We start from the raw sequence: 13183 nt of genomic DNA on the forward strand, positions 1-13183 counted from the left end.
GACACGCGTTCCTTTTGCTACTAAATTCCAATCCCTATAAACTACCTTACCAGTATCTTGATTGAGCCATCTTCGACGTTTAACATGTAAATAAACTTGCTGACCACGAATAGGAAAATCTTGTAAAATAACGGGATCAAAAAAACCTTTGGATAATAAGCTATTGGTTTTGAATTCATCAGGAATAACATTCATCTCCTCCAAAAATATATCCAAGCGACCTTCGTCTTTTGAATAATGGGTCATCTCAAAATAATCGGAAACCCCTTCTGGAATAATAAGAGGCATTAAAGCTTTAAATGAATCGTGCATCTGAATAATATAACTATCCAAATATCCGATTATTTTTCATCTACTCCACAACTTTTGTACATGATCCCTTTAACTATCTATATAATCCAACTTTTGATGTAATCTTCATCGTGCTATATTTAAACCATGTTACTTTAAGATATATAATTCAATTATTGGGACTAGGTTAGCGTTGTCTTAATATCTCATCACACTTACAAACTGTTCGTCCTCTTTCGAGAGTTTGCTGAGCATATAATGTTTGATACCTGCAGACCTAATCTCATCGAAACTGTCTATTATACTTTTGGTATTTGCTTCAGTTGTGGGTTTTATGAGTACAACAGCTTTCTTTCCGTTAGTTAGTGTATAAACGGATTGACTTATTTCGTTTAGCTTAGTTTTTAGACTTTTATTTGTTGCTGTAATATTGTTTACAGTTTGAATAGGGTTTCGTATATCTCCATGAATTAATGTGTAGGAATTATCCTGGACTATGAGATTTATTATTCTCCTTTCATCCATATCTACTTGTGCATCTAAATTTTTATCGGGCACAACCACATCTAATGAATTTGGTTTATTAAGTGACGTTGTTAACATAAAGAAAGTTATTAGAAGAAAAGCTAAATCAACCATCGCTGTTAAATCTACTTTGGGCGCAATTTTTCTACTTCTGCCTCTTTTGTTGGAAATTGCATTATTAGTGTTGTTTAATTCAGCCATAATGTATGATTATAATTGTATTCAAATGAGTTATCACTTTAATGATGAGTTTATATGCCAGTTTCCATAAATTAGATTTTTAAGTTTAATTAGATCGAGTCTTCAATATCTTATTTTAATACAGAAAGCGGAGTAAGTACACTCTGTTAATACACACACTATTATTGGGGAAATAATATTTAAAAAGTAATGCTCGCCAATGAAATATTCACATATCGTAAAACTACGGCTTTTTAGTAGAAGGCGATTTTTTTGTCTTATTTAAATTTTTATTAATTATATCACGCAATGCATAAATAATTACCTTGAGATGGTTATGTTTGTAATTTTGAAATACAACACCTTCAAAGATAAATATATAACTAAAGACTAAAATAATATTTTTAGTTTTTAATATTTTATTTTCGGTGCAACAGCACAGGTATGTTTTTTAACCTACTAATTTTAGTTTTCTAATTTATATAGTGTGTTTCGATAAATGTAGTTTCTATAGTTTCGTTTAAACTTTTTTTATTAAAAAATCCTTATTTTGTTGTCTAATTATAAACGTATGGAATTCATCAAGACGCACATTGAAGATCATATTTATCATATTCTTTTAGATCGTGGTAAATCAAATGCTATGCATTTTGAAATGGTTGAAGAGCTTATTACGGCTATTGATGCAGCTGCCGCAGATCCAGCTGTAGAAGGTCTGATTTTAAGCGGAAAGGAAAATTTTTTCACATCAGGTCTGGATTTAATTACACTTTATCAATATAATGAAGTTCAGATGAAATCTTTTTGGAATACATTTATAGTATTACTTCATAAGTTAGTATCATTTCCAAAACCAGCAGTATCTGCTATTACCGGACATAGTCCTGCAGGCGGTTGTGTAATGGCGATATGCTGCGATTATAGGGTGATGGCAGATGGCGATTTTATTATTGGATTGAATGAACTGCCCGTAGGAATTGTTGTTCCAGAAAGTATATTCAAACTGTATAGCTTTTGGCTAGGAGAAGGCAATGCTTATAGGAGCCTATTAGAAGGTAAGTTATTCAATCCTTCAGAAGCGAAAGAAATTGGGTTAGTAGATGAAGTAGTGCAATTTGATCGAATTCAAAGTGCGGCAATGCGTAAGATTAAATCTCTAACACAATATGAAAAAAATGCTTGGCGTATATCCAAATTGAATTTTAGAAAGAATTTGATAGCTGAATTTGAAAAAGACCAAACAGAAACCATCAATCAGGTGTTAGAGCAATGGTGGAAACCAAGCACACGCGCAATACTCAAGACAATCATTGAAAATTTGACGCAAAAAAAAGTATAAATATGGTACAGGGAGCGTTGCGCGAAGACGCGCTGTTGGGCAAATCAATTGTGGTTACTGGTGGTGGAACAGGCTTAGGAAGGGCAATGGCTACCTATTTCTCTGAATTAGGTGCTAATGTGGTAATCACTAGTCGCAAGCTGGATGTTTTGAGTCAAACAGCTAATGAAATTGAATCGAAAACAAAAAATTCGGTTGTAGCTGTCAGTTGTGATGTTAGAAATATTGAAGATGTCGAACGATTATATAAAGAGACGGTCGACAACTTTGGTGCTGTAGACGTACTTGTAAATAATGCCGCTGGAAATTTTATTTCACCGACCGAAAGACTGTCAGCAAATGCATTTTCAACCATTATAGACATTGTGCTCAAAGGAACGGCAAATTGTACATTAACTTTTGGTAAAAAGTGGATTGAAAGCAAGCAAACGGCGAATATTTTGAATATTATTACAACCTATGCTTTTACAGGTTCGGGATATGTCGTACCTTCGGCTGTGGCAAAAGGAGGTGTGCTTACGATGACAAGATCATTGGCGGCTGAATGGGGAAAATATGGCATTCGAAGCAATGCAATTGCACCAGGACCATTTCCGACCAAAGGAGCTTGGGATCGTCTGTTGCCAGAAGAATTGGCTGCAAAATTTGACTTCAAAAATCGTGTACCATTAAAACGTGTTGGTGAGCACCAAGAGTTAGCGAATCTAGCCGCTTTTCTTATTTCTGATTTTGCAGGATATATCAACGGAGAAATCATTACGATTGATGGCGGAGAATGGCTGCAAGGTGCTGGTCAGATGAATGGAATGGAAGCCATCGCTCCGGAAATGTGGGATTATATTGAAAAAGCTATCCGTGAAAACAATAAATAATATGTATAAACACTGTATAAGTTTGGTGCTTTTATTTGCTTTGATTATCAGTTGTAATCCAAGGAAAAAGTCGGAAAAAGAGACAAAGCAAGATTCCGTAGTTACAGTAGTTCCAACTACTTCGGAAGAGCAGAATCAATTATCTGAAGTAATTACACGTTTTGCAAGAGCATATGCGAGTAAAGATAATCTAAAAGCAAATACTTTAATACATCCAGATTTGGGGATATATATAATCTACCGTCCAGGTGCTGCTGACACTTTTGTCAAAATAGATTCTTTGAATTTCAGTCAGCCGATACCCGAAGTATTCGCCTATCCAGATTTGAGCTTTGATTTTGCATTAGCATATGAAAAACTTCCTGCTTTTGATTGTGGTTCAGAAAAATGGGATAAAATGGGTTTTGTTTGTGATACAACTTCTCATCCTAACCAATTATCAAATATCGCAGCATTTGAAGATGAGTTTGATGAAGATAAATTTTCAGAAGATGACTTGATTCAAATTGAACGTGCTGAAAAAGAAAGTTATAGAATTATACTCACTTCCCAATACCCTTTAGTTTTTCATGTTCGAAAGTATAAAGGTGGCTGGTATGTTACTACGTTAGATAGAGCATATGCGGGATGTGATGCATAATTTAAATCGTTATATATTACAGGTTTACAAATCTCTGTAATATGAATTATTTTTAATAAATTGTTAATAAATTATAGATTACTGAAAAGAAGATATATGAGCACACTAGACCAACAAACCAAATCAAGAATTGACCAGTGGCTATCAGCTGAATATGATTCTGAAACAGTTGCACAAGTAAAGCAATTGGTTGATAATAATGAAGAAACAGAACTTTTGGATTCTTTTTATAAGGAACTAGAATTTGGTACAGGAGGCTTACGTGGTATTATGGGCGTAGGATCTAATCGTATCAATAAATATACATTAGGTAAGGCAACGCAGGGATTGGCAAACTATTTGAAGAAGCAATTCCCGGATCAACAAATCAAAGTTGCTGTATCCTACGATAGCCGTAATAATTCACAAAAATTAGGACATCTTGTTGCGGATGTTTTTTCTGCTAATGATATTCATGTATTTTTATTTGAGCAATTACGTCCTACACCAATGTTGTCATTTGCCGTAAGGCATTTCAATTGCCAAAGTGGTGTAATGTTGACGGCTTCGCACAATCCAAAAGAATACAATGGCTACAAAGCCTATTGGAATGATGGCGGCCAGTTAGTCGCTCCGCATGATGCGAATGTAATCACTGAAGTAAATACAATTACATCTGTTAAAGACATAAAATTTGAACGCAATAGCGATAATATCACAATCGTTGGATCGGACTTTGATGACATTTATGTGCAAGCAAATAAGCGCTTAAGTATTCATCCAGAAGCTGTAGAGGCTCAGACAGATTTGAAAATTGTCTTTTCTCCGATTCACGGCACAGGTATTACGGTAGTTCCTAAGATGCTAGAAGCATGGGGTTTTACGAATGTTTCAGTCGTAGAAGAGCAAGCTAAACCTGACGGAAATTTCCCAACAGTAGTATATCCGAATCCAGAAGAAGAGGATGCGATGTCTATGGCAAAGCAACGTGGCGAAGAATTGGGTGCTGATGTTATTATGGCAACAGACCCTGATGCAGATCGTGTGGGTGTTGCTGTGCGCAATAGCAAAGGTGAATATCAATTATTAAATGGTAACCAAATTGGTAGCTTATTGACCTATTATGTCCTTTCTTCGAAGAAAGACAAAAGCGAGCTTAAGGATAATGATTACATCGTTAAAACGATCGTTACTACAAATCTAATCTCAGATATTGGTACAGATTACGGTGTCAAATATTACGATACACTTACAGGTTTCAAATACATTGGTGAGGTCATAACACGTGAATTGGGTAGAGAAAATTACCTTGTAGGCGGAGAAGAAAGTTATGGTTTCTTAGTGGGCGACTTAGTGCGTGACAAAGATGCCGTAAACTCATGCGCATTCATCGCAGAAATGGCGGCTTATTTCAAAACCCAAGGTAAATCCCTTTATGAGGTTCTCCTAGAACTTTATGTAAACTATGGATTTTACAAGGAAAAGCTAATTTCTTTGACTAAAAAAGGAAAAGCTGGAGCCGATGAAATAAAGCAAATGATGGTGGATTTGCGTGCCGATGCACCTAAAACATTAGGTGGTGTGCAGGTAAAAGAAATTCGTGATTACGAGAATCAGGTTGCTACAAATTTAATTTCGGGAGACACTTCTGTAATCGATTTGCCAAAATCTGATGTTTTGCAATTTATCACAGTGGATGGCGATGTTATTTCCGCGAGACCTTCTGGTACAGAGCCGAAAATAAAATTCTACTGCTCGGTAAAGGAAACGTTGCTTGATGCGTCAAACTATGAAGCTATTTCAGCTAAGCTGGAACAAAAAGTAGAAAACATCATGGCTGATATCGTAAAAGGCTAATATGCAAAAGTGGAAATTATTAGAATCTAAATATATCATCCAAAGACCTTGGGCAAGGCTACGTGTAGATAAGCTAGAGTTGCCCAATGGTAATATAAAAGATGAATATTACGTATTAGAATATCCAACTTGGGTGAATATGGTGGCTATCACGGAGGACGGAAATGTTCTTTTTGTGAAACAATATCGTCATGGAGCAGATCAGATTATGGTAGAATTACCAGCTGGTGTTGTCGAAGATGACGAGGAACCCGAAGTTGCGGCACGTAGGGAGTTGTTGGAGGAAACAGGATATGCATTTGATAAGATAGAATACATCTGCGAATTATTTGCCAATCCAGCCACGAGTGGAAATCTAACGTACACCTATTTGCTCACAGGAGGAAAGAAAGTACAAGAACAAGACCTAGACAGTTCTGAGGATATAGAAGTGGTAGAAATGACAATTGAAGAAGCTAAGAAGTTCTTATTTGATAATAAAATAGGACAAGCCTTACACAGTTCGGCGCTATTCTACACATTTCACAAAATGGGCTTACTGTAAAAAGTAAGCCCATTTTTGTATAGTCATTGTTTATCTAACTAATTAAACGCATTTTTTTATCTTTGCATTATGGCAAGAGAGATATTCGAAACAAAGCGCAAGGCTTTGAAAATTAACCTCGATCCAGCTATCTATGGGACGTTTGCGGAGATTGGGGCTGGACAGGAAGTTGCACGTAATTTCTTTGAAGCGGGTGCCGCATCAGGAACTATTGCAAAAACTATGTCGGCCTACGATATGGCTTTTTCAGACGCTATCTATGGCGCTGAAGATTCGGGAAGATATGTGAGTAGAACACGATTACGCAAAATGCTAGCGCATGAGTTTACGCTGCTGACAGAAAGACTTCACACCGAAAAATACGACAATAAAAAATTCTTTGCCTTTGCAGATACGGTTACTACACTAAATTTTACCAAAACAAATGAACCACATGGTTGGTTGGGAATTCGCTTTCAATCCGAAGTCGATGGACCTACAAACGATATCATTATGCACGTGCGCTTGTTGGATTCGGATAACCGTCTTCAATCTAAAGTTTTGGGGATTTTAGGTGTAAACTTAGTTTTTGCAGCTTATTATTATGCGCATGATCCGCAAGTGATGATCGAATCTTTGGTTGACAATCTGTCGGTAGGTGCTGTAGAAATTGACTTAATTAAAGTTACAGGTCCTGTTTTCGAAAATGTAAACGAACGTTTGGTCAATTTGTATTTGATAGCTAAAGGATTCTCCAATGCTGCAATTTTTAAACCAGATGGTAAAGCAGCACAAATTAAAGACTTTTTGTATAGAAAAGATATTATCGTACTTCGTACAAAATACCGTCAAAAATCACTACCAAACTTTGATTTATTCAACCAAGCTGTCGAGCAATTCAAGAAAAACACGAACGCTAAGCCCGAAAATACAGTTGTATTGATTGAGGTATTGATGGGAAATGTGTTGGATGAAGATTCGGATTTGACGATCGAAGACTTGCAATATTTTGCAGATCGTGCCGAAGAACTGTGTGCTACGGGCAATAATATTTTGGTGTCTAACTTCAGACGTAATAATCACCTAGCGGAATTTTTCAAAAACTTCAAACCTGCCAATGTAGGTATCGCAACCAACGTTTCGAACTTGCGCAATATCTTCAATTCTGACAATTATAATAAAGAGAACTACACGAATGAATTGTTGTCGTATATCTCTGGGATGTTTAGTAAGAATGTGAAATTGTACGCTTATCCTTATTTGAATAAAAAAGAAAATCAAATTATTACCACGCAAAATCTTAAAGTATCGGAAGAGGCGAAACCTTTATACGACTTCTTGATTCAAAATCGATATATTATCGACATTGAAAATTACGATGAGAAATACGTGAAAACTGTATAAATCTTAATCCCGAAAGCCTCACTTTCGGGATTCGATTTGTCAAATCTTCGCTATAATTGATTGTTGCCCTTTTCCTTTTTGCAATTTTCTGTAAATTGTATACCTAATAACTATACATTTGTCGTGAAATAATTCTTCTTAATGAAAGCAACCTATATTGATTATAAAGATACGAACAGCTTTTCTAAAACCTTGTTGGCTTATTTAGCTGGAAATGAAGAGTTAACATCATTTTATGGCAATCAACCCACTTATGAGGGATTCAAAAAGCAAATCCAACTTAAATCATCCTTCGCGCATCGCGAAATTCTAGTAGAATCTTTAAAAAATCAATACGGCGATTTACTCAATGACGCGCCCGAAGTTGCTCGTCACATTGACTTACTAGCGCAATCTAATACGTATACAATTACGACTGGTCACCAATTAAATATCTTTACAGGTCCGCTTTATTTTCTTTTCAAGATTGCTTGCGCCATTCGTTTAGCAAAAGATTTGAAAGTAAAGTTTCCAGATCAAAACTTTGTTCCTGTGTATTGGATGGCTTCAGAAGATCACGATTTTGCTGAAATCAACAATACACGTGTATACGGCAAAAAAATCGTTTGGGATGTTCCGGGAATTTCGGGTGCAGGAAAAATGGATACATCTTCCATGGAGGCTGTTGTGCGTCAATATATTGGGATGTTGGGGCTTTCTGAAAACTCCTCGAAATTGGCTGAAATTGTCGAAGAAGCATATTTGCAAGGTCGTAATCTCGCGGATGCAACGCGTGTATTGGTGAATGCATTATTTAGAGAATACGGGTTAGTCATCGTAGATGCGGATCGCAAAGAGCTAAAAGAAGTATTTGTGCCAATTATTCAAGAAGATATTCTAGAGGAGAAGAGTTTCCAAGCCATTTCAAATACTACAAAAGAATTAGAAGAAAAGGGTTTTTCAACGCAAGTACATGCACGGGAGTGTAATTTCTTTTATTTGACGGATGAATATCGAGAGCGCATAGTGAAAAATGAGGATGGAAGATTTGAAGTTTTGCATCAAGATATATTTTTTTCGGTAGAAGGATTAAAGCAAGAAATTTCAACAAATCCGGAGCGCTTCAGTCCTAATGTGGTGATGCGGCCATTGTATCAAGAAGTAATATTACCAAATCTAGCCTATATTGGTGGAGGTGCTGAGATTGTGTACTGGTTGCAGTTTAAAGCCAATTTTGATCAATTCGGGATTCCTTATCCGATTCTAATTCCACGTAATTCGGCTATGATTACGGATGATGCTGTAGCAAGTAAGATTTACCGATTAGACTTGACCTTTAAATCTGTTTTCAAATCTACTACTGCATTGCAGAATGATTATGTAAGAAGACATACAATCCATAGGCTCAATCTACGTGATGAATGGATGGAATTCAATGCGATTTTTGGAAAGATAAAATTGCGTGCACACAAGATTGATGCTAGTCTAGCACCGAGTACGGAAGCTGTACAAGCACGATTGAAAAAGGCAATCGATAATTTGGAAAAGAAATTGTTGAAGGCTGATAAGCACAATCACGAAGAAGCCTTAATCCAAATAGAGCGTGTAAAAGAAAAATTATTCCCCAATGGAGGTTTGCAGGAGCGTTCGGAAAACTTTGCAACGTTATATGTCAAATATGGGGATGATTTAATCAAAGAATTGATAAAACATTTTAATCCCTTGGATTTCAAGTTTACAATATTGTATTAGTCGAAGATAGCTTAAGCTATCTTCGATTATTTCTATATTTTTGATAATATTTATATTTAAGTATAATTATCTGTTATTTCTTCTATATTTATGATAGTACCTGTCATAGTCAGAAGGGGCGTATTGTTCCTTAGGTCCCCACTCTTCTAATTTATTATCAATAAAATGATACCAGTTCAATAAGGTATCTGTTCTAAATGGACGACTTGGGTATTCATAGATTTCTAAAATTCCATCGTCATATTTTTTTGCTGCAACTATTTGAATTGGTTTTCCGGCTATAGCAATGACTTCCTCTGTAGTCATACCAATTTTGATTAAAGTATAGTCTTGTGAATAATAGACACCACAGCTGGAAAAAATTGCAAGAGTAATCAACACGAAAGAGGCTTTTAGTAATTTCATAATATTGTTTTTAGTCGATAAATATGACTTTTAAATATTACATAGGTTTAGTGCAGATTCAATTGATTTGAAATTTATTTTTTAGAAAATAGAAATTTTTTATCGAGAAGGTAGCACGCAAATGCCCCGCTGCCGTAGGCAATTAAATCTGACCAAAGAAAACCTTGGCCTAAAACTAATCTTAATAAGGAATGATTTCTTGCTTCGATAAGGAATGGTATTCGGACAAGTTGTAAGAACTCGATACTAAAACAAAATGCAATTGATAATAAGAGCGCGTAATGTAAAGGTCTCTTGGTAAACAAAAACCGAAATCCCCAATACACCATTATGGCATATAGCGCATCACCAGTTGCTAAAGGAAGAAACTCTATTTTTCGTGAAAACAATCCAAGAGCAATTGTGATAATAATAAGGATAAAATATATGAGTCTTCTTTTTAACATAAAGCAAAATAGCGTAATAAAACAAAATACCTCCAAAGTCAGATAACTTTGGAGGATATAAAAGTTGTGATATAAGCTATTTTTTAGATTAGGGCAAATCGTTTATGGCATCGATGACCTGTTGGATAGTTCCATTTTGCAATTCTGAAAGATTAAAAATTACTGTAGGATTTGCCGTCAGTGTCATAGCAGGTTTTACAGCATATTTGAATCCATTATTATATTCTGCTACTAAAATATAATACACCTCAGCTCCGATTGGCATTCTAGTGCTTGCATAAGCTAGTGAATTTGGTCGTGTCTTTGTCGCCATGAAAATATAACTGTTGCTGTTGTTGAAACCCTCTGGGCTTTGAAACGAAACGCTAGTGAAACCCTGCCCCAAATCCACAAATTTATCGAAGTTGAACCAATCAAAATCATTGACAAATGCATTATACGCTTCTGCATTTGTAGCTTGGTTGAATCCTGTCCACATCTCTGTCGTCTGTGTAATATCTTCCCAAGACAAATCCCCATTCGCATCTATTGTTCCAGCAAAAGCACCCATATCTTGATCTGTACCACCTGTAATACTTGTAGGAGCATGAATAGAATACCCACATTCTGTAGTTAATTCTTCTCCATTCTGCGTGATTTTGATTAAGAATTCACCACCAGAAGTTAGTAATCTAGGTTCTCCGCCTTGCATTGCTACAGTTGGTTTATTGGTTGCGAGCATGGTACCTCTATCAAATATTTCCACGTAAGAAAAGTCAACTTCCCCTACTACAGGATCACCGTTTTGTTTTTTGAGACACGAACCATTGATCATGACTTTTACACCTTTTTCTGAAGTAAACATAAAAACATCAGAAGCGTCAAAAGAGTCATGTTGTGTAATAGCATCTAGGTTACTAGCAAATAAGTTTTTTAGCGCTACTCCATTTGGGGCAAATAAGGGCTCGTAAACTGTTTCATTTGAACAAGAAATTGAGCTAATAATTAATGCTCCTATTCCGAATAATTGTATAAGCTTTTTCATAATTTTAAAATTTAAAGGGTTATTTATTCTGTTCTTTCCATTATATCAACAGAATTAAAATATTGTTACCCCTTAATTTTAAAATTCTAGTTTGTTAAGTGTGAAATACTTCGGCGATCATGCATCGTATCGAACCTCCTCCGAATTTTTCAATGGTATAAATTGGGACGTTAATGAGCCTACCAAAGCTTGCTAATTGCTCTTTTTGTGCTTCTGAAAATGCATTAAAGGCTTGTTCGCTCATAGCGATTAAGGTTTCTTCCTCTTTGTTTTTTAGTTCTAAGATATTGCCGCAAAAACGGTTCATTTGGGCTTCGGATATTGGAATAATTGTTTTCTGGGTAGATTCTAAGGATTGGATGATCTGATTTTTTTCTTCTTCATTTTGAATGCTATTCAAACAAATTACACAAAATTTAGATCCCAATGCCATCATGACATTTGTATGGTAGATGGGAAGTCGTTGCTGTTTGGCTTCTTGTGTAGCATGGAAAATAATAGGTTGGTAGCCATTATCTTCGCAATACAATTGAACGAGTGATTCATTGGCGCGTTCGGAAATAGAACAATAAGCGATTTTATTCTCTCTGTCCAAAATTAGTACACCCGTTCCTTCTAAGAATATTTCTTTATCTGCATATAGGGAATAATCTTTGATGGTTTTAAATTTTATTCCATGTTTTTCCAATATTCCCAAATGCCCTAAGAAAATCTCACGTCGTCTATTCGCGGCAAACATGGCATAAAGAATCGCCTTGTCACCATGAAAAGAAATGATATTATTAGGAAAGATACTGTCAGGTGTATCAAACTTCCCTGAATCTTCGACTACGATAACTTGTACGCCTGCTGCTTCCAACGTTTTTACAGCATTGTCAAATTCAGCTTTCGCCAATAAATTGGTGTCTTTGTTTACAGTTTCAATATCTTGAAAATAATTATTCACTGCGGTCTCTTCATTGGCACGAAAATCAGCAGGGCGAACCATCAATATAGTGTTTGTAGACTGTGTCATTATTCGCGAATTAGTGGTAAGGTGGAGCAACGTAATAAACCTTCTTGTTTTCCAATTTCATGGTATGGAATTCGTTCAACTATAAAACTTTGTTCCTCCAGCCAAATATTCAACTTATCAAATCGTTGTTCGGAAACAATGATTTCAGGTGAAATAGAAAAGACATTGGAATTCATTTCATACATGCCGTCAGCATCAATATGAAATAAGTTTTCTTTGCCAAAAATCTCTACAATACGGTGGTAATCATTTGGATTGCGGAAGCCACCTTCAAAGATAATTCCTTTGTCTAGTCCTATGGGTTGAAAGCAACAATCTAGATGTAACGCATTGGCTCTTGGATTGGTCATTGATTTTATCAAGTCGCAGTCTATAACGGTTTTATTGGGAAATAAATGTTGAATGAAGTCAACTCCATGACGATTGGTGCGGGCTGTATTGATTTCGGAATAATCCACATTATAATAAGTGCCTACGAAAATATATTCATTCCAAACAATGACATCGCCACCCTCAATATGAACTTCTTCAGGAGGAACGATGAACTTATCTTTATCGATTTTTGCTACGATAAAATCAATAGCTTCCCACTCATTTGCGCGATCTGGTAAAATGTTAGATTTTATGAATTTATCGTCAATTACAAATCCAATATCACGAGTAAAAATCTGATTTAAATTTGATATTTGTCTTGGGCGAAAGACCTCAACATTATGTTTTTTTAATACCTTTTCGAAAGCTGACATTTCTTCGAGCATATCTGATTCGGTGGGGTAAGTTCCAGCAAGTATGTGCTCTAGTGATTTTGGGTCATATGCTTCTTCGGGAAGGGGCGTTGGTCCATTGCTGTCGGCTCTTCCCAAGATTACAGATTTTAATTTTGCAGTCTCATTTTTAACATTTAGTTTTAGCATATAAATTTGGCTTGTACTTGCTTGTAATTTAGCAAATT

Annotated in this window: 14 protein-coding genes; 7 read left to right on the forward strand and 7 right to left on the reverse strand. The window is 35.7% G+C overall.

Annotation, left to right across the window (positions count from 1 at the left end; genetic code table 11):
* On the reverse strand, positions 1-312 hold a 312-nt coding region (locus FLS47_RS06770), incomplete at its 3' end, for an ISAon1 family transposase N-terminal region protein (RefSeq protein WP_449441407.1).
* Between the two features lie 177 nt (positions 313-489).
* On the reverse strand, positions 490-1017 hold the full coding sequence (locus tag FLS47_RS06775) for an ExbD/TolR family protein (RefSeq protein ID WP_149913623.1): 528 nt from the start codon (positions 1015-1017) through the stop codon (positions 490-492).
* A 550-nt stretch (positions 1018-1567) separates the two neighbouring features.
* Between FLS47_RS06775 and FLS47_RS06780 the strand changes: the two genes are divergently transcribed.
* The 7 genes from FLS47_RS06780 (at position 1568) to bshC (ending at position 9341) form a co-directional block, all read left to right on the forward strand.
* Complete coding sequence (locus FLS47_RS06780) at positions 1568-2335, forward strand: enoyl-CoA hydratase/isomerase family protein (RefSeq protein ID WP_149913624.1); 768 nt, start codon at positions 1568-1570, stop codon at positions 2333-2335.
* A gap of 2 nt (positions 2336-2337) precedes the next feature.
* Entirely contained in the window at positions 2338-3207 is an 870-nt protein-coding gene (locus FLS47_RS06785) for an SDR family oxidoreductase (protein ID WP_149913625.1), read from the forward strand.
* 1 nt (position 3208) lies between these two features.
* Positions 3209-3847, forward strand: coding sequence for a hypothetical protein (locus FLS47_RS06790; protein ID WP_149913626.1), 639 nt, complete (start codon positions 3209-3211; stop codon positions 3845-3847).
* A gap of 96 nt (positions 3848-3943) precedes the next feature.
* Complete coding sequence (locus tag FLS47_RS06795; RefSeq protein ID WP_149913627.1) at positions 3944-5683, forward strand: phospho-sugar mutase; 1740 nt, start codon at positions 3944-3946, stop codon at positions 5681-5683.
* A 1-nt stretch (position 5684) separates the two neighbouring features.
* Positions 5685-6227, forward strand: a complete 543-nt coding sequence (locus tag FLS47_RS06800; protein ID WP_149913628.1) for an NUDIX hydrolase — start codon at positions 5685-5687, stop codon at positions 6225-6227.
* A 69-nt stretch (positions 6228-6296) separates the two neighbouring features.
* Positions 6297-7610, forward strand: a complete 1314-nt coding sequence (locus FLS47_RS06805) for a nicotinamide mononucleotide adenylyltransferase (RefSeq protein ID WP_149913629.1) — start codon at positions 6297-6299, stop codon at positions 7608-7610.
* A gap of 141 nt (positions 7611-7751) precedes the next feature.
* Entirely contained in the window at positions 7752-9341 is a 1590-nt protein-coding gene (bshC, locus tag FLS47_RS06810; RefSeq protein ID WP_149913630.1) for a bacillithiol biosynthesis cysteine-adding enzyme BshC, read from the forward strand.
* A gap of 66 nt (positions 9342-9407) precedes the next feature.
* On the opposite strand, the gene FLS47_RS06815 is transcribed toward bshC, so the two are convergent.
* From FLS47_RS06815 to FLS47_RS06835, 5 genes are all read right to left on the reverse strand, one after another.
* Positions 9408-9746 (reverse strand): hypothetical protein, encoded by a 339-nt coding sequence (locus FLS47_RS06815; protein ID WP_149913631.1) that lies wholly within the window; start codon positions 9744-9746, stop codon positions 9408-9410.
* 74 nt (positions 9747-9820) lie between these two features.
* Complete coding sequence (locus tag FLS47_RS18975) at positions 9821-10192, reverse strand: ribosomal maturation YjgA family protein (RefSeq protein WP_149913632.1); 372 nt, start codon at positions 10190-10192, stop codon at positions 9821-9823.
* Positions 10193-10280: 88 nt separating this feature from the next.
* Complete coding sequence (locus FLS47_RS06825; protein WP_149913633.1) at positions 10281-11216, reverse strand: hypothetical protein; 936 nt, start codon at positions 11214-11216, stop codon at positions 10281-10283.
* A 94-nt stretch (positions 11217-11310) separates the two neighbouring features.
* Entirely contained in the window at positions 11311-12231 is a 921-nt protein-coding gene (ctlX, locus tag FLS47_RS06830; protein ID WP_149913634.1) for a citrulline utilization hydrolase CtlX, read from the reverse strand.
* Positions 12231-13145 (reverse strand): dimethylarginine dimethylaminohydrolase family protein, encoded by a 915-nt coding sequence (locus FLS47_RS06835; RefSeq protein ID WP_149913635.1) that lies wholly within the window; start codon positions 13143-13145, stop codon positions 12231-12233. The genes ctlX and FLS47_RS06835 overlap by 1 nt, the downstream gene beginning before the upstream one ends.
* Positions 13146-13183 lie beyond the last annotated feature (38 nt).

The organism is Sphingobacterium cavernae (assembly GCF_008520265.1).
Lineage (GTDB): Bacteria > Bacteroidota > Bacteroidia > Sphingobacteriales > Sphingobacteriaceae > Sphingobacterium > Sphingobacterium cavernae.

What these genes read in the sequence shown, in the direction of transcription:
- FLS47_RS06775 (WP_149913623.1), bottom strand. Translation starts at nt 1,017, where the DNA reads ATGGCTGAATTAAACAACACTAATAATGCAATTTCCAACAAAAGAGGC.
- FLS47_RS06780 (WP_149913624.1), top strand. Translation starts at nt 1,568, where the DNA reads ATGGAATTCATCAAGACGCACATTGAAGATCATATTTATCATATTCTT.
- FLS47_RS06785 (WP_149913625.1), top strand. Translation starts at nt 2,338, where the DNA reads ATGGTACAGGGAGCGTTGCGCGAAGACGCGCTGTTGGGCAAATCAATT.
- FLS47_RS06790 (WP_149913626.1), top strand. Translation starts at nt 3,209, where the DNA reads ATGTATAAACACTGTATAAGTTTGGTGCTTTTATTTGCTTTGATTATC.
- FLS47_RS06795 (WP_149913627.1), top strand. Translation starts at nt 3,944, where the DNA reads ATGAGCACACTAGACCAACAAACCAAATCAAGAATTGACCAGTGGCTA.
- FLS47_RS06800 (WP_149913628.1), top strand. Translation starts at nt 5,685, where the DNA reads ATGCAAAAGTGGAAATTATTAGAATCTAAATATATCATCCAAAGACCT.
- FLS47_RS06805 (WP_149913629.1), top strand. Translation starts at nt 6,297, where the DNA reads ATGGCAAGAGAGATATTCGAAACAAAGCGCAAGGCTTTGAAAATTAAC.
- bshC (WP_149913630.1), top strand. Translation starts at nt 7,752, where the DNA reads ATGAAAGCAACCTATATTGATTATAAAGATACGAACAGCTTTTCTAAA.
- FLS47_RS06815 (WP_149913631.1), bottom strand. Translation starts at nt 9,746, where the DNA reads ATGAAATTACTAAAAGCCTCTTTCGTGTTGATTACTCTTGCAATTTTT.
- FLS47_RS18975 (WP_149913632.1), bottom strand. Translation starts at nt 10,192, where the DNA reads ATGTTAAAAAGAAGACTCATATATTTTATCCTTATTATTATCACAATT.
- FLS47_RS06825 (WP_149913633.1), bottom strand. Translation starts at nt 11,216, where the DNA reads ATGAAAAAGCTTATACAATTATTCGGAATAGGAGCATTAATTATTAGC.
- ctlX (WP_149913634.1), bottom strand. Translation starts at nt 12,231, where the DNA reads ATGACACAGTCTACAAACACTATATTGATGGTTCGCCCTGCTGATTTT.
- FLS47_RS06835 (WP_149913635.1), bottom strand. Translation starts at nt 13,145, where the DNA reads ATGCTAAAACTAAATGTTAAAAATGAGACTGCAAAATTAAAATCTGTA.